Annotated in this window: 16 protein-coding genes; 6 read left to right on the top strand and 10 right to left on the bottom strand. The window is 48.7% G+C overall.

Annotated features, from left to right (window positions below; all coding sequences use genetic code 11):
* Positions 1-8 precede the first annotated feature (8 nt).
* From ATB76_RS11915 to iolE, 8 genes are all read right to left on the bottom strand, one after another.
* A complete protein-coding gene (locus ATB76_RS11915; protein ID WP_061035283.1) occupies positions 9-836 on the bottom strand; it encodes a sugar phosphate isomerase/epimerase family protein in 828 nt (275 codons plus the stop codon).
* A gap of 185 nt (positions 837-1,021) precedes the next feature.
* Complete coding sequence (locus tag ATB76_RS11910) at positions 1,022-1,855, bottom strand: MurR/RpiR family transcriptional regulator (protein ID WP_005437844.1); 834 nt, start codon at positions 1,853-1,855, stop codon at positions 1,022-1,024.
* Positions 1,856-1,927: 72 nt separating this feature from the next.
* The gene (locus tag ATB76_RS11905; RefSeq protein WP_061035282.1) at positions 1,928-2,755 is read right to left on the bottom strand and encodes a class II fructose-bisphosphate aldolase; all 828 of its coding nucleotides are present in this window, start codon (positions 2,753-2,755) and stop codon (positions 1,928-1,930) included.
* 10 nt (positions 2,756-2,765) lie between these two features.
* Positions 2,766-3,635, bottom strand: coding sequence for a 5-deoxy-glucuronate isomerase (locus ATB76_RS11900; protein WP_038868950.1), 870 nt, complete (start codon positions 3,633-3,635; stop codon positions 2,766-2,768).
* A gap of 180 nt (positions 3,636-3,815) precedes the next feature.
* Complete coding sequence (gene iolC, locus ATB76_RS11895) at positions 3,816-4,802, bottom strand: 5-dehydro-2-deoxygluconokinase (protein WP_038868949.1); 987 nt, start codon at positions 4,800-4,802, stop codon at positions 3,816-3,818.
* Positions 4,803-4,814: 12 nt separating this feature from the next.
* Positions 4,815-5,990 (bottom strand): Gfo/Idh/MocA family oxidoreductase, encoded by a 1,176-nt coding sequence (locus ATB76_RS11890; RefSeq protein WP_061035281.1) that lies wholly within the window; start codon positions 5,988-5,990, stop codon positions 4,815-4,817.
* Positions 5,991-6,088: 98 nt separating this feature from the next.
* Entirely contained in the window at positions 6,089-7,960 is a 1,872-nt protein-coding gene (gene iolD, locus ATB76_RS11885) for a 3D-(3,5/4)-trihydroxycyclohexane-1,2-dione acylhydrolase (decyclizing) (protein ID WP_005437835.1), read from the bottom strand.
* A 93-nt stretch (positions 7,961-8,053) separates the two neighbouring features.
* The gene (gene iolE, locus ATB76_RS11880; protein ID WP_061035280.1) at positions 8,054-8,947 is read right to left on the bottom strand and encodes a myo-inosose-2 dehydratase; all 894 of its coding nucleotides are present in this window, start codon (positions 8,945-8,947) and stop codon (positions 8,054-8,056) included.
* A 537-nt stretch (positions 8,948-9,484) separates the two neighbouring features.
* Here iolE and ATB76_RS11875 point away from each other — a divergent pair.
* Positions 9,485-10,927 carry a sugar porter family MFS transporter gene (locus tag ATB76_RS11875; protein WP_042600559.1) on the top strand — a complete coding sequence of 481 codons (1,443 nt, stop codon included), beginning with the start codon at positions 9,485-9,487 and terminating at the stop codon, positions 10,925-10,927.
* A 70-nt stretch (positions 10,928-10,997) separates the two neighbouring features.
* Positions 10,998-11,888 (top strand): LysR family transcriptional regulator, encoded by an 891-nt coding sequence (locus ATB76_RS11870; protein WP_042600560.1) that lies wholly within the window; start codon positions 10,998-11,000, stop codon positions 11,886-11,888.
* A 12-nt stretch (positions 11,889-11,900) separates the two neighbouring features.
* Here the strand turns inward: ATB76_RS11870 and ATB76_RS11865 are convergent, their stop codons facing one another.
* Together ATB76_RS11865 and ATB76_RS11860 are read right to left on the bottom strand one after the other, a co-directional pair.
* On the bottom strand, positions 11,901-12,650 hold the full coding sequence (locus tag ATB76_RS11865) for a sulfite exporter TauE/SafE family protein (protein ID WP_042600561.1): 750 nt from the start codon (positions 12,648-12,650) through the stop codon (positions 11,901-11,903).
* A gap of 31 nt (positions 12,651-12,681) precedes the next feature.
* On the bottom strand, positions 12,682-13,569 hold the full coding sequence (locus ATB76_RS11860) for a TIM barrel protein (protein WP_042600563.1): 888 nt from the start codon (positions 13,567-13,569) through the stop codon (positions 12,682-12,684).
* A 180-nt stretch (positions 13,570-13,749) separates the two neighbouring features.
* On the opposite strand from ATB76_RS11860, the gene ATB76_RS11855 reads away from it, so the two are divergent.
* From ATB76_RS11855 to ATB76_RS11840, 4 genes are all read left to right on the top strand, one after another.
* On the top strand, positions 13,750-14,955 hold the full coding sequence (locus ATB76_RS11855; RefSeq protein WP_061035279.1) for an acetyl-CoA C-acetyltransferase: 1,206 nt from the start codon (positions 13,750-13,752) through the stop codon (positions 14,953-14,955).
* Positions 14,956-14,982: 27 nt separating this feature from the next.
* Positions 14,983-15,636: a CoA transferase subunit A gene (locus ATB76_RS11850; protein WP_042600657.1), complete on the top strand. Its 654-nt coding sequence runs from the start codon at positions 14,983-14,985 to the stop codon at positions 15,634-15,636.
* Complete coding sequence (locus ATB76_RS11845) at positions 15,636-16,313, top strand: 3-oxoacid CoA-transferase subunit B (protein ID WP_061035278.1); 678 nt, start codon at positions 15,636-15,638, stop codon at positions 16,311-16,313. Before ATB76_RS11850 ends, ATB76_RS11845 begins: the two co-directional genes overlap by 1 nt.
* 169 nt (positions 16,314-16,482) lie before the next feature.
* Entirely contained in the window at positions 16,483-16,977 is a 495-nt protein-coding gene (locus ATB76_RS11840) for a hypothetical protein (RefSeq protein WP_038868934.1), read from the top strand.
* Positions 16,978-17,166 lie beyond the last annotated feature (189 nt).

The raw sequence follows: 17,166 nt of genomic DNA, 5'->3' as shown, positions 1-17,166 counted from the left end.
TGTGTCGCTTAATCGAATTGACGCTTCATGCCCGCCAACATATCTGTGGCTATGTCGTAGTAATCCCCTTCCCACAGTTGGTCATTGAGGAATTCACCAGAATAGAAGCCGTCGTAACCTGTTTGGCGAATCGCATCGACCCATTCTTTTAATGGCACCTCACCTTGCCCTAACAAGTAACCACGTAGAGCGCGCTCATCGGGCCAAGCCTCGCCCGGAGCAGGACGCTTACCGTCAGACAAGTGCACGTTGTAAATCAGCTCGGCATCGATATTTGCCACTTGCTCCAACGTTGCCCCGCGACATGCCCATAAGTGCCATGTATCCAGAACAAAACCAAAGTTGTCGCGGCCGACGGCGTCGTACAGGCGGAAGTAATCTTCCAACTTGGCGATTGGAGTCCAAGCCGCGCCTTCATATTGGAAACGGATGCCATAGCTCTTACCAATGTCGGTAATCTGGCGAATGTTCTGTGCCGTGAGTTCGATGTTTTGCTCTTTGGTTAAGCCATTTAATGCCTCAAAAGCATTGAGCTGGATGGTAGGTGCACCCACGGCTTGCGCAAAACGGCACAGCGTTTCTGAATCTTGGAACAGTTGACGTTGGCTGGCTTTATCTGTCACTTCAACTGCGCCAATGATGTCGATCGCCGTTGGGACAATGCCAAACTCATCCATGCGCTGTTTGAGTTGTTCAGCAGTGAAACCAGCTTGAATATAACGCCAGAGTTTTTCGGTGTGGATTTCGAGCCCTTGGTAGCCAGTTTCTTTGGCAAGTCGGACATCAGATAGAATATTGCTGTGCAGAGAGCACATGCCATGTAGAGCAAAACGCATCAGATTTACCTCTTCTCATTGCCCTGTACATTGCAGGACATAAGCCGAATTCAGCTCGAGCAAACCCGCAGCACAACCGCTAAGTTGCACCTAATCAGTGGACAAAGGTATGGAAAAATCTGCGCGCTTTACTGCTTATTCGCTCGCAGGATCGCGTCCCTATTCGAGATTACTGAGCGATGAAATTACTTCACTTCTCGACAAATCAGACTCACCGCAATCGCCTGCGCCAAATACATGGAACTGCTGAGCGAACGGAAGCCCATCAATTCGCCTTCTTGCACTTCAAAACAGACATCCATTTTGCTGCCATGAGGCGTCATTTGGTTGTCAGTAATGCAGACAATCGGCACGTTCTTTTTGCAAGCATCATCAATCAGTTGGCTGGTTTCTTCCGCGTATGGATTGAAGGTGATAGCAAACAGAACGTCTTTATCGTTCATTCGTCGAGTTAACGGAGACAACATGCCACCGTGATCATCCAAGAGCACGACACTCTTGTCAGATTTCATGAGGGCGTACCAAAGATAGAAAGCCACTGGGTAAGCGCGGCGAGTACCTTGAATGTAGATGGTTTCTGCACCATCCATCAGAGCCACTGCACGTTCCAGCTTTTGAGGAGAGACCGACATTTGAAGCTGTTCTAGTGCTTCAATGTTCGCGTGTCCGAAATCTTGGAAGATGGCTTGAGGCGAGTCATGCGGGACGTCCTCCATCTCACGAGCTTTGCGAACGCGCTCTTTGTAATCTCTCGGGCGATTTAAATATTGATCACGAAACAGTACTTGCATAGAAGTGAAGCCATCAAAGCCCATCGCATTAGAGAATCGGCTCAAGGTCGACAGGGGTACGTTGGCTTGCTTGGCAATGGTCGCCATGGTTTCTACCGCCACCAGCATCGGCTGGTCAGTTACGAAATCCGCGACTTGCTGCAAACGCCCGCTCAAACTGTCGTAACGCTTTGCGATTAACTCTTTTAGTGTGTCTAAATCTGCAGGTGCTTTCACTTCAACATCCATAGTTATACTGCTCTCCTATCAATGAACGCTTGGAGATAGAGGCCCCTTATAGTAACAAAAGGGGCCGCTATTTTAAGATAATAATTCAAAGTTTCGTAACGCTTCTTCTTTCACATAAGGCATCGCCTTTTGCATGAAGTAAATACGGTCAAACTTTTGTGGTTCCTGATTCATGTAATCGCGAAGATTATGACCCAGAGCCTGACGCAAACAGGTGCCAATATTGAACTTGGACACACGACTTTGCTTGAGCTTGAGCATGTCTTCATCGCGAATACCACTCGAACCATGAATCACCAGCGGCACAGCCACAGCATTTGCGATACGGTCTAGGCGACCAAAATCGATAGTACAAGTGGGCTCGGTTAAGCGGTGAACGTTGCCGACAGAAATTGCGACACAATCAACACCACTTTCTTCTGCAAAGCGCGCCGCATCTTCCGGTTCTGTGTAGATAGATTTGATGTGATCTCGGCCTTCTTCGTAAGGCACCGAACCAATTTCACCCTCTACCGATGCTCCTAACGCATGCGCCACTTCCACGACTTTCTTGGTGCGAGCAATGTTCTCGTCCAACGTCAGTTGCGAGCCATCAAACATCACGGAACTAAACCCAGCTTTAAGCGCACGAAAGACGATGTCTTCTTCGTAAGTGTGGTCAAGGTGAAGCACAACAGGCACTGTGCTCTTGTGCGCTAGATTTAGGAACATCGCCGCAGCGGTTTCTACGCCATAAAAATCCACTACGTCTTTGTTGCAGGCTAAAATTACAGGTTTGTTCACTTGCTCTGCCGCTTCAACAACAGCACGTGCATCTTCAAAGCCGAACACATTAAAGCAAGGGACAGCGTAGTTAGACGCCGCAGCCTCCGGCAATAGGTCATTCAAATTTACCAACATGATGATTCCCCTACTTAAATTTCGCGATCATGTCTTTGATGCCAGGGATCGTTTCCACTTGGTATTCGTGGTGCGGATCGAAGTGCTGAATCAAAGATTTCTCTGTTTTGCCAACGATGATGGTGAAGTAATACATTTCGTAACCCGGAGCAGCCACACTTGGGTGATAGCCTTTGTCGATGGCAATCACTGAGCCCGTGCGCACATGGTAAACCGGACCAAAGTCGTCTTCGTGCTCATATAGGAACTGCGCACCAAAGCCGAAGTCTGGGTTGAAGCGGAATTGGTACACTTCTTCGTAAAGGGTTTCTTTGCTACCGTCAGGCTTAACACGATCTTCATCGTGCTTATGTGGAGGGAAGCCAGACCAACCGCCTGCCCCAACAGTAAATAGCTCACTCACTAATAAACGACCACGTTTGTCTGCGTTGGATTGACCCAGCACGTGTTTGATCTTACGGTGAGTTTTGGTGTCATCTGAACCGTACTGAACCATATCCACGTTCTCTTCGCGGACACAGAAAGGCTCCAGTGACGCTTCAAACTTACCACCCGCAATCATGACGTCAGCCTTGTCGCTCACACATTGAATGGTCGCACGGTAGCCAAGTGGTACATAAACCGCTTCTGGGTTGCCGTCCCAAACTGATTTACGCTTACCAATGTTGTCGAACGTTTCGCTCTCGCCGTCTTTCGTTACGGTGATGCTGCAAGTACCGCCAGCCAATACGATGACAGACTCATACCCTTCGATGACATGGTCAAAGGTTTCGTTCTGATTCAAGAACACTTGGTTGAAGTAACATAACGGCGTTACTTCGTCGTTCGCACCAATAATTGGTTCATTCTTGTTATCAAATGGTGGAATGTGTTTTCCCATTTTTCTTTTCTCCTCACAGTTCGTTTGATAACGAGACTGTCCTATCCTTCTGAAAGTGGCTTAACAAAAAAGCCGGGCCACGATGGTGTGTACGCGCACTGTTTGGTTACCCTTAAGTGACATACCGGCCCGGGAGACCAAACGCGCAGCAATGTGGTGCCCGAAAGCACCAAACCGTGCTTAACTTCGCGTCTCAATAAAATCGAATAGTTGTTCCTTGGTTGGCATGGCTTCTGTGCAACTGTGACCGCTGACATTAATCGCCGCTGCTGCCGTGCCGTTGCGTACGCCCTCTTCTAACGACCCGCCAGTAACTAGCGTCCAAATCAGACCGCCCGCAAACGAATCACCAGAGCCAAATGGTTTATTAGCTTCCACTCGGAAAATGCCTTGCTCGAACTTATGACCAGCACGGTCGTACACTTTCGAGCCATGCTCACCGGCTTTCACCACCACCACTTGCGTGTTCTCCGTGAGGAATCGAGCCGCCGTTTGGTCATCATCGGTGTTGCCCGGAGCAATGACGGTTTCCATCATGTCGAACTCTTCACGGTTACCGATCACGATGTCTGAAAGACCCGCGGCAATACCGTAGTAAATCGAAGCATCGGTGTCCGTACGCCAAGAGTAAGGACGGTAATCGACATCCAGCACCACCAAGGTATTGCTGCGGCGCGCATGCTGCATCGCAATCAAAGTGGCTTCACGGCTTGGGCTTTCCGACAATGCCGTTCCCGTGACCACCAAGACTTTTGAGCTAACGATGTAAGCTGGGTCGATCTCTTCTGGTTTGATGGTCAAATCCGATGCGTTGTTACGGTAGATAAGCACGGTGCAATCTTTTGGCTTCATCTCTGTGAATGCCACCGAAGTACGCGAACCAGAATCATCGGTTCTCATGCCATCAAGGTTGATGCCTTGCTCCGTCATGTAACCTTTAACGTAACCACCGAATGCATCGTCAGCCACGCAGCCAATAAAGCCGACCTTACCGCCTAACTTGGCAATGCCCACCGCAATGTTTGCTGCTGAGCCGCCAACGAATTTGTTGAAGCCAGAGATATCTGCCATGTCGGTTTTAGCTTCGCGAGCGTAGAGATCTACGCCCGCACGTCCTAAAACGATGGCATCCAATGGTCGATTTGTTTCAAGTGCAATGTTTGTCATCGTCTATTCCTATTATTTGTATTCAACCCAAGCGGCGTTCTGGTCTGCCGATTCCACACACTTCTCGCATAGGCGTACGCCTTCGATGCCAGCGTCGATACCCGGGAACCAAATTTCAGACAGCGCTTGCTGGTCATCACGGTCAGCCGCATCGAACGCCAACGCGAAACGGTGGTACAAGTTCGCCCATGATTCGAAGTAACCTTCTGCATGGCCACCACCAACACGGTTAGAAGCCACACCCGGAGCATCTTGGTATAGGTAGCCCATGCCACGCTCTAGAATGCGAGGTGCTTCACCCTGCACTTCAAAACGAAGTTGGTTTGGTTGCTCATCCCACCATTCGATGGACGCTTTCGAACCGACGATGCGGATTTTTTGTTGGTGCATCGAACCTGCATTTACTGCCGATGCCCAAAGCGTACCGACTGCGCCATCTTTGAATTGCATCATGATGTGAGCGTTATCTTCGAGCGGAGCACGTGACTTGATGAAGCTTTGACGCATGCAAGACAGGCGATCGATTTCAAGACCTGTCATCACTTCACACAGGTAGAAAGCGTGCGTACCCACATCACCCAGAACATAAGTTGGACCTGAGACTTCTGGGCTGACGCGCCATTTCAAACCTGGGTCGTTTTTCTCGTATTCTTCGTTGTGGAAGCCGTGAGCAAACTGCATGTTCACCACACGAATCTCACCCAGATCACCACGCTTCACCATTTCACGCGCTTGCTGAACCATTGGGAAACCGCTGTAACCGTACATCACGCCAATCACGCGATTGCGCTCTACTGCGATCTGTTTGAGCTCTTCCGCTTCTTCCGTCGTGAAGGTGATTGGTTTTTCACACACGACGTGTAAGTTAGCTTCCAATGCCGCTTTACAAATTTCGTAGTGAGTTGAGTTTGGCGTTGCGACTGAAACAGCTTGAATGCCATCTTCGCGTTGCGCTTCCTTCTCAAACATTTCTTTGTAATTTGCGTAGCAACGGTCGCCATCTAGACCTAAGTTCTCACCGAAATCACGGCAACGATCCGCATCCAAATCGAATGCACCAGCGACCAATTTGAACAAACCATCACGCTGCGCCGCATTACGGTGCGAGTAACCGATCTGACTGCCACGACCACCGCCGACCATTGCCCAACGGATTGGTTGCTCAAAATGACGTTCTTCATTAAACATGTTTGACTCCTTAATAGGCTCTTGCTCAAGAGCCTATAAATCGAATTGTTGAAATCTGTTTTAAAGCTGGATGTTTTGATACATAAATCGGTTTGGGCTTAAACGCCGGCGCGTTGCGCTGCTCTGCCTTCTTCCCATGCCGCCACTTTCTCAGCGGTGTCGTCATTGCGTGTCACTTGAGGAAGTCCCACTTCCCACCAGCAATCACACTTAGACCAAGCCATTGGCGATACTGGGTCGATGTCCACCACAATCACGTACGTACGGTCAGCTTCTTTAGCGCGTTGGAATGCGTCATCAAACTGGTCGATTGAGGTCAATTTCTCGCTGATTGCGCCTTGCGCTTCGGCATGCTTAGCAAAGTCCACGCGAGCTACCTCGCCATCAGGACGGCGACAGTCTTCCAATAGGTTATTGAACGACTCGTTGCCCGTGTTGTTTTGCAGCTTGTTGATCACCGCGAAACCACCGTTATCGCATACCACGACAATCATCTTATGACCCGTCAGAACTGACGAATAGATGTCTGAGTTTTGAATCAAGTAAGAGCCATCACCGACGAGCACAACCACATCGTTATCTGGGTTCGCGACTTTCGCGCCCCAGCCACCCGCAATTTCATAACCCATGCAAGAGAAGCCAAATTCAATGTCGAACTTACCAATTTGGTAGTTCTGCCAGTTCATCGCGAGCTCTGCTGGTAAGCCACCCGCTGCCGTAAGTACCGTGTCACCCGGCTGCATAGACTTGTTGAGCTTGCCAATCACTTCTGCATAAGAAGACGTACCGTCGAGTAGGTCGCCTGGTTGAGGATGAGTACGACGATGCACCACGGCTTTCCATTCATCTGCTTGCGCTTTCGCCGTTGCCGCCCACTCGTCACTACTACGGAAATCGCCCAGTAGGTTAGACAGCTCAACTAAGCCACGTTTTGCGTCTGCTTTAACTGGAATAGCACGATGTTTAATGGCATCAAAACGTGCGGTATTGATGGTAACTAGCTTCATATCTGGGTTCTTGAACACCGACCAAGAGCCTGTCGTGAAGTCTTGTAAGCGAGTACCCACCGCCAACACCACATCCGCATGCGCTGCCATGTAGTTTGCAGAGTCTGAACCTGTCACACCGATTGGGCCTGCGTTTAGAGGATTGTCTTGCAGCATCGTGGCACGACCAGCAATGGTCTCAACCACAGGAATGTTGTGTTTTTTCGCAAAGGCAGCCAACTCGTCCGTTGCTAGTGAGTAATGCACGCCACCGCCAGAGATAACCAAAGGTTGTTTCGCGCTAAGCAGCGCTGCTTTTGCATCTTCTAGATCTGCCACTTCTGGCTCTGGACGACGAATGCGGTGTACTTTTTCTTGGAAGAAGACTTCAGGGAAATCGTAAGCCACGCCCTGAATATCTTGTGGTAAGCCGATAAACGCTGGACCGCAGGTCTCTGGGTCAAGCATGGTGTCAATTGCCTGAGGCAATGAATGCATCAATTGCGTTGGCGAGATAATGCGATCCCAGTAACGTGTTAGCGGTTTGAACGCGTCGTTACAAGTGATCGAAGGATCGTAGAAATTCTCTGGCTGTTGAAGCACAGGATCTGGCAGACGGCTAACGTAAGCATCACCAGAAATCAAAAGCACTGGTAAACGGTTTGTGTGCGCGATACCTGCTGCGGTAACCATATTGGTTGCACCCGGACCAATTGAACTGGTCGCGATGCCGATGCGACGACGTAAGTTCGCTTTGGCGTACGCGATTGCCGCTGTTGCCATTGACTGCTCATTTTGACCACGCCAAGTCGGAATTTTGTCTTCGATATTTTTTAGCTGTTGACCAAAACACGTCACGTTACCGTGACCAAAGATGGCAAACGCTGCACCAAACAGCTGTTCTTTTTTACCATCAATTTCAATCATTTGTGCGGCTAGGTACTGAGCTAGCGCTTCTGCAACAGTTAGGCGTACAGTTTTCATTGTCTTCCCCGGTAGTATCAATCATTTTTGTAGCCACGTTGTCTCCGCGGCTTGATACAGGGGAGACGAATCTCCCCTTCCTTGCTTGTGCTCTTATAGGCCGTATTTCTTCGCGTAGCCTGTGATGTTCTCGTAAGCGGTTTTCGCGTACGTCAATGGGTGCGCTTTCGCTGGGTCTTGCTCTGCTTCAACCAACAACCAACCTTGGTAGTTGCGCTCTTTCAGTGCTGCAAATACGTCGTCGTAATCCACGTCACCTGTACCAGGAACAGTGAATACGCCATCAAGCACTGCGTTTAGGAATGACTTGTCTGCATCACGCGCGGCTTTCATTACTTCTAGGCGAAGGTCTTTAAAGTGCATGTGACCAATACGGTGACCCCAACGTTTGATCATGGTCACTGGGTTACCACCACCGTAAGTGATGTGACCCGTATCTAGGGTTAGGTAAACGGCTTCGCCGGTGAATTCCATCATCATGTTGATGTCATCTTCCGTTTCACAGATGGTGCCGACGTGATGGTGGAAAGACAGCTTGATGTCGTGCTCGTTTAGAAGGTATTCCGCAACTTGAGTAAGTTTCGCGCAGTAGGTTTTCCACTCATCCATAGTAAGGATCACGCGTTGAGAAAGTGACGTGTTGATGTCGCCGTGAACCGTGTTGCTCACTTCACCGAACACCATTGCTTTACAGCCAGCAGCCTTAAGCAATTTGATGTGCTCTTGCATCGCTGCGATTTCTTCTTCCGCAGTCAGCTTCATTAGATTGCCGCTGTACCAGCCAGAAGCGAGCACTAGGCCATGTTTTTCTAGTAGAGGGATTAGAACTTCTGGCTCACGTGGGTACTTAGTACCTAGCTCTGTACCAGTGAAACCAGCTTCTGCCATTTCACTTAGACACGTTTCCAATGGGATATCGCCGCCTAATTCAGGCATATCATCGTTGGTCCAAGTCAGTGGGCTAATTCCATATTGCACGTTGCTCATTTTTATTCTCCGACAATGTTTGCGTTATTTAATAAATGTCGTGAAGTAAAAGCGTGTTTTTATCGATGCTTTTCTTTCACCAATTTCGTTTCACTGGAAATTACATTAGCGAAAAAAAGACAAATTGAAAAATATTTTTCAATCAAAGCAATCGATGTCATCAAATTGTTAAATCATGAAAAAAGCTAATAGCCACGTGCCTTTCAAGCGAGTACGATCTGGATCTCGTTTATAATTTATCATTTAAAATCATTAAGTTAAATAAAGCACATCAAATGAAAAATGTTTTTCATTATTTGATTTGGATAACACTTTAGGATAAAAAACGAACAGACACCTAGTCGAATAACAAAAGAGTAAATATGATTAAACCAACCGACAAATGAAAAATAATTTTCATACATCTAATAAACACAATAAGTCGGCAATATAGATATCCAATACTCGTACCCTACAAAGCGGAGTATTGGCCGCTACCCAACTGGCTCTTATTCGATGGTTAAGGGAAGGATTGGGGATCTAATAAAGGAAAAAACAATGGAAGCTACATCCAAGGCCGAAGCTCGAAAGCACAACCTCGCCTACATCATTAGGATTTGTTGTATCGCTGCACTCGGAGGCATCTTATTAGGTTACGACACTGCTGTTATCTCTGGGGCAATTGGACCAATCCGTGAATATTTCGGATTGTCAGCAGCACAAACCGGTTGGGCCGTATCCAGCGTTGTACTAGGAAGTATTATTGGCGCAGTAAGCGCAGGTTGGGCAGCCCTTAAATACGGTCGACGCAACACACTCTTCATCGCCGCTATCCTCTTTATCATTTCAGCCATCGGTTCTGCCCTCGCACAAACCTTCTCGTTCTATGTCATGCTCCGTATCGTAGGCGGTGTCGCGGTAGGTCTGGCTTGTGTGGTATCACCAATGTACATGTCGGAAGTCGCGCCAAAAGACTTCCGTGGGCGCGCGGTGAGCATGTTCCAGCAATCCGCGGTTATCGGTCAGACTGGCGTGTTCTACGTTAACTATTTAATTGCAAAAGGCATGTCCGAGGCTTGGCTCGTCGATCTCGGTTGGCGTTGGATGCTCGGGTCAGAAGTGATTCCAGCCGCGCTTTTCGCCATGTTGCTGTTCCTCATTCCAGAGTCACCACGTTGGCTGGTACTAAAAGGCAAAGTCGCCGAAGCAAAAGATACTCTCTCTCGAATTTCTAACCCGAAACACGCGGACCGCTTGATCAAAGAGATCCAAGAGTCGTTAGTAGAAAGTCATGGTGCGAAGAAGAACAAGGTCAGCCTGCGTTCGCCATTATTGTTCGCAATCTTGGTTATCGGTACGTTTGTCGCGGCAGCCCAGCAGCTAACCGGTATCAACGTGATCATGTACTACACTCCGGAGATCTTAAAACCAATCACAGGCTCTACTGAAAACGCGCTATTCCAAACCACGTTCGTGGGTATCGTATTTATCGGTGGTAACGCTTTGGGTATGTACCTGATCGATAAAGTCGGCCGCTTGCCACTGATGAAATACGGCACCTTTGGCTGTGCGTTCGGTATGTTCATCGTTGGCTACGTGCTTTACCAGCAAACGGAAGGTTACGCGGCGCTATTCGCACTTTGTCTGTACGTGGTGTCTTACGCGACCTCTTGGGGCTGCGCATGTTGGACTATGATTTCAGAAATCTTCCCGAACAGTATCCGCTCTCGTGCCATGGCTATCGCGGTCGGTGCACAATGGTTTACTGGCTTTATCGTGACGCAGTCATTCCCAATGCTCAATGAAAACACCTACCTACAAGAGAACTTCAACGGTGCCTTTGCCTTCTGGTTATTCGGCGTCTTGTCCCTCATCTGTATGTTCGTGGTCGTCAAGTATGTGCCTGAAACCAAAGGCGTCAGCTTGGAGAAAATGGAAGAAGCGATGGCGAAAAAACTGGGTAAAAAAGTATCTGGAACTGCGACTGAAGCACGTGCATAAGATAACTTAATGTTTTACAAAGGGAACAGGTGTTAGCACTTGTTCCCTTTTGCTTTTGGAGGCAAACCTCATGCTCGATAAAATGGCGTTCTTTGTCTATGTGATCCGCTCTGGGTCTATCTCCTCCGCAGCGCGTAAATTCAATATTTCGGTCTCCGCCGGAAGCCGTTGGCTGCAAGAACTGGAACAACACTTCGGCACTACCCTATGCCGCCGCTCGAACCGATTATTGGAGGCCACTCAAGCAGGCCAAACCTTATATGAAGAGTTCTCTCCTCTTGTTGACAGCGCCGAGCGTATCAGCCGCAAATTAGAAGACTTCCAAGACAGCGAAAAAGGTCATATCAACATCGCGTGCACGCCCGTGTATGCCAATCACTACCTAATGGACAAAATCGCCGATTATTCCAAGCTTAACCCAAAGGTGACCTTCAACATCAACGTCACACCTTGGGCATTGGATCATGCCAGTACATGTGACCTGATGATCAGCGCTAACGCTAGCTTCCAAGGCTACCGTGAAAAAGATTTATTACTGGTGAAACGCGAGCTGATGCAGTGCCCGTTTATCGTCGTGGCTTCGCCTCAATACCTCGAAAAGCATGGCTTGCCTACGCATCCAGAAGCACTAAGAGACCACGCTTGCTTGATTGCAACCACACTGACAGGCAGCAACGATTGGATCTTCCGTCAAGGAATGGAAAACATGGTGCTGAAAGTGCCAAAAACTATTGAAGTGAATGACAGTGACCTGTTGCTTAGTGGCACTTTAAAGGGGGCAGGTGTCGCGTACTTACCGCAATTTGTCACCACAGAAGCGGTAGAAAGAGGCGAGTTAGTACCGCTATTGGAAGAGTATGAGACCAGTATTTGGAGTTTGAACCTGTATTACCATTCACCCAAAACTGCATCTCCAGTGGCGATAAAATTCAAAGAGTTCTTATTAGAAAAGCCTTGTTAGGACGGATTGGATTTAAAACAATAAAGTGCTGACGCCATCGAAAGTCAGCTTGGCGCCTGAAAGAAACAAGAACAGATAACAAAGCTGATAAATTCTTTCCTGACTGACGCGATGTAAAAGATACACACCCATCTTAACGCCAACAGGCGCGAGTGGAATCAACACCAACGCAGTCATTAAGTTGGTCGAATCAAACTCACCAAGCCAAATATAAGGCACGAGTTTCGCTACATTCACTATACCGAACAGCACCGCCATCGTCGCTATCAGGGTGATTTTAGGTAGTTTCAATGGGAGTAAATAAATACTCGCGGGACCGCCACCAGCATGAATTGCAGTACTGGAGAAACCGCTCAGAGTGCTCCAAATCCAAGCACCTAGCTTCCCTGATTGAGAGGGTGTGTCACCACTTAACCAATACTGAAAACAGAACAGCAAAGACAGCATGCCAACGGTGATCTTCAACCCCGACTCTGGGGTGATACTCAGAAATAAGCCCGCTAATACCACGCCAAGCAAAGCCCCAGGTAGCATGGTTTTAAGCACTCGAACATCGGCATTTCGATAATGATGACGCACCGCAAAGGCATCCATCACCAAAAGAATGGGCAATAAAATCGCTGCGGCTTGTGTTGGCGGCACCACCAGCGCCATCATAGGAACAGCCAAAATGCCCAGCGCCCCACCGAGCCCACCTTTACCAATGCCATAGATTAACACCGCAGGAATCGCCAAAAGATAGAACCAAGGATCGCTGAGCATCATCGTCACCTTCTTAGAATCGAATATCGAACTACGCCACAATCTGAGCGAGATAATCGCGACTGCGTTTTAAATCGCGCGAAACCTGACTCACGTCTGCCGTACCGTGTTCATGCTCGACTACGATCCAACCTTGATAGTCGGCCGCTTTAAGTGCACTCATCACTTTTTGTAGCTTGATATCGCCATCTCCTAGTGGCGTAATCAGCCCTTTGCTGTATGCGTCAACCCACTCCAGCTTATCGCGAATAGCTAACCTCAATTTGTCCGTCGAGATATCTTTAACATGAATATGCTCGATGCGCGTTCCGTACTGACGGATAAGCCCCAGCGGGTCCATCCCATCTAAAAATGCATGCCCGATATCGATGCACAATCCAAGTTTGCCCGCTGGAATCTGACTCATGACAAAATCGATCTCGTCTTTATAACTGATGTAACCGCCGATGCCCGGATGAAGTAAACAACGCAAACCATATTGGCTAGCCACGTTAATGATGCGTTCAAGGTTGGCAATCATGGTTCGTTTACTTTCCATTTTCAAACGCGGCGCAGTGACGCTTTGTCCGATATAGCCATAGCGCTCTGCATGAATGCCTTCCAACACCAGCAAGTTTTTTACACCCAATGCATCTAAGCGCTGACAAACGGTGTCGACTTCTTCCAAAATGGCAGGCATGTTTGCAGAATCGCAAAATGGCACTTGTACCTTGCCAGAGCACACCTGCAATCCACGTACGCGAAACGCACTTTTCAGCAGTTCAGGATCTTCTGGGAAAAAGCCATCCGGCCCCAACTCGATACCACGAAAGCCGCTGTCACTCGCATCCATTAACACCTTTCCCCAGCTTGGGTTGGTCGCATGAGATGCCTCTTCCACTCCCCAGCAACATGGGGCGCAAGCAATACGATCAAGCATGTGTTTTTCTCCTAAGTTGATTTCCTTTCACCTTAAGATTGGTGGGGGTAAAAGTTCGTGATTTGCGCCTCGTTTGTACTTTGCATTTTCGCAAAGCGGCTTTGAATTCCTGGCTATATCGCGAGCACATCGCACTCCCTACACTGGTTGTGACAGAACGATTACGGAGTAAACAGCGGTATGGAACGAATCTTTATTGTGGCGGCAAAGCGCACCCCAATTGGCAGCTTTAATGGCTCGTTAGCGTCATTGTCCGGTGTGGAATTAGGCGCTCATGCCATCAAGGCAGCCTTGGAGCAAGTGGATATTGCACCAGAACAAATCGATGAAGTGATTGTGGGCAACGTACTGACTGGAGGCGCAGGCATGGGTCCGGGTCGTCAAGCCGCAATGAAGGCAGGCATTCCAGAATCCGTTCCGGCTTACACCCTCAATATGATTTGCGGCAGTGGTATGAAAGTCATCATGGACGGTGCAAGCCACATCCGAGCGGGCGATGCTGAGTTAGTGCTTACTTGCGGTATGGAGAGCATGTCTAACGCACCTTATGTCTCTTCTGGTCAGATTCGTCGCGGCTACCGCATGGGTCATCAACTCCAAGAAGACAGCATCATCAAAGACGGTTTGACGGATGCCTTCCACAACTACCACATGGGTGTTACGGCAGAAAACATCGCTAAGCAATTCCAAATCAGCCGAGAAGACCAAGATGCCTTTGCCTTACAAAGCCAACGTAAAGCCGTCAGCGCGATAGAAAATGGTCATTTTGAAGCAGAAATTGCGCCAATTACCATTGTGGATCGCAAACGCCAATTCGAAGTGAAGAACGACGAATATCCGAAAGCCGACAGCACCTTTGAAGGTCTACAGGCGCTGCGCCCTGCATTCGATAAAGAAGGCAGCGTTACCGCAGGCAATGCATCCGGTATTAACGATGGCGCATCCGCAATTTTGCTCGCTTCCGAAAGCGCAGTGAAACGCCACAACCTCAAGCCAATAGCTGAACTCATCGAATACGGACAAGGTGCTATCGCTCCAGAGGTGATGGGCTTAGGTCCGGTGTCTGCGATTGCCAATACCTTAGCCAAAGCCGAAATGGCGATTGAAGATATCGACGTTTTTGAGCTTAACGAAGCCTTTGCTGCACAAGCTCTTGGCGTGGTTCGCTCCCTTACCGAGCAACACAATATCGATGAAGCGTGGCTGTTAGAGCGCAGTAACTTAAGTGGCGGTGCCATTGCACTGGGTCATCCAATCGGTGCATCAGGTAACCGCATTGTGACCACCTTGATTTATCAACTACAACGCACTCGCCGCGATTACGGTTTGGCATCACTTTGCATCGGCGGCGGCATGGGCACGGCGTTGATTTTAAAACGTTGCTAGAAGGAGCCTCTCATGGACACGAAAAACATGAAAAAAGCAGCAACTACAGAGCAAATTGAAGACCTGCTACACGACGGCATGACCATCATGATTGGTGGCTTTATGGCGACGGGAGCCCCAGAGCGTTTGATTGACTTGCTGATCAAAAAGGACATCAAAGACATTACCTTAATCAGTACCGACACAGGCTCACCCGGTCGAGGTTCTAGTCGACTTATCGCGGACAAACGCGTGAAGAAACTGTATGCCTCACACATCGGCACCAACCCTGAAACGGGCAAGCAAATGAACGAAGGTACACTTGAAGTAGAGCTGGTTCCTCAAGGTACATTGGCAGAGCGCATTCGCAGTGCGGGCGCGGGTTTGGGTGGTGTACTAACCCCAACCGGGCTTGGCACCATAGTCGCAGAGAACAAACGCGTGATTGAAGTTGATGGCAAACAGTATCTCTTGGAGATGCCACTGAAGGCCGACTTAGCGTTGATTCGTGGCTCTAAAGTTGACCGTCGAGGCAACGTTTTTTACAGCAAAACCACTCAGAACTTTAACCCTTTAATGGCCACTGCGGCAGAAACCGTGGTGGTGGAACCAGAGCAGATTGTGGAATTGGGCGACATTGAACCCGAAGCCGTGCATACCCCAAGTTTGTACGTCGATTACATCTTAGTGGAGGACAACTAATGACTGTACAATTAGATAAAGAAGTCGTTCGCCGCCGCATTGCATGGCGCGTTGCTCAAGAGATGCAAGATGGCGACATCGTTAACCTAGGAATAGGTCTACCAACGCTGGTTGCCAATGAAGTAGACAAAGATGTCGAGCTATTGCTGCAAGCAGAAAATGGCTTAATTGGCATTGATAAACTCGCATCAGAGGCAGAAATCGACCCTGATCTGGTCAATGCAGGCGGACAGAGCATCACAGCAATCGCGGGGTCATGTTACTTTAACAGCGCCGACTCTTTTGCCATTATTCGTGGCGGTCACGTGGATTCAACCGTGCTTGGTGCGCTGCAAGTCGATGAGCGTGGTAACCTCGCCAACTGGATCATTCCGGGCAAAATGGTACCAGGAATGGGCGGCGCGATGGATCTTGTGGTCGGCGCAAAGAAAGTGATTGTCGCCATGGAACACACAGTGAAAGGCAATCCGAAACTGCTAAAGCATTGCACTTTACCGCTGACCGCCGTGGGTCAGGTTGATTTGATTGTTACCGAGATGGGTGTATTCGAGATCACCGATAAAGGCATGATGTTAACCGAACTCGCACCAGAGTTTTCCATTGAAGAAGTACAAGCGACGACGGAAGCTCAACTGATTGTATCGCCTAACCTTATTCCAATGCCGACACCAAATTAACTCTAAATGCAAGAGGAGCAATATGCTCCTCTCTTCATAATTTGATCGTTCTTCAAGTTTGTGTCAGGTTTTTCTGAAACACGCAGTTTACCCTTAAAATTCCCTCAAACCATGCGTAGAATCCCGCCCTGTTATGCGTATGGTTGAGTTGTATTTAGGGTAAAAACCAATGAGATTGTTGTCTGGATTCTCGTCAAAAGAGTGGCTGCTAACGGCTGTCGTGCTCGGAGGCTTAACCGCGTATGCCGTTTATCACTCCAACCAACGAACTTCTGATGCCCGCACAGCCGCCATCCAAGTGATCTTTGCCGACATGCAGTATCACGTTTCTATTCTCAATCAGAATGCGAAAGCCTTTAAGCAAGACCAAGGGGCCGACCAGTGCGTCTTAACCGCCGCTGGGTATCAAGAGTTTTACAATGGCTACCCAGAAACCCAAAGTGAGTGCGGTGAGCAGGTCAGCTTCTTCGATAACCTAACCATCACCGATGAGATGAAACAGACAGATTTAGTCTTCATCGAGAACAATCAATACTCCATGGTTGGGTATGGCAATGACGAATCACCAGCAGCGCTCATGGCTGGCAAGTGCTACGCGTATTACCGCTTGGACGGAAAAGGGGATGATGGACACAGCTTTAAGGTTGATACCTCTCGCTGTTAGGGCAGACTTAACGTTGCGGTTGTGTAGAACAGGCTATAGAAATCAAAAAGGGAGCTAAGTGCCTGTCTCTTATACACAAATCCCCAAGCTTGTAGCTTGGGGATTTTTTTTGAACTCTTTCAAGTGTGTGTGATCTGATCACTTAGTAATCCTTACTGAAACACTAAGATGACACACTCAGACGCTAAA

This window comes from Vibrio sp. MOR3, from assembly GCF_001557775.1.
Classification (GTDB): Bacteria; Pseudomonadota; Gammaproteobacteria; order Enterobacterales; family Vibrionaceae; genus Vibrio; species Vibrio jasicida.
This window is presented reverse-complemented; position numbering and strand designations above follow the sequence as displayed.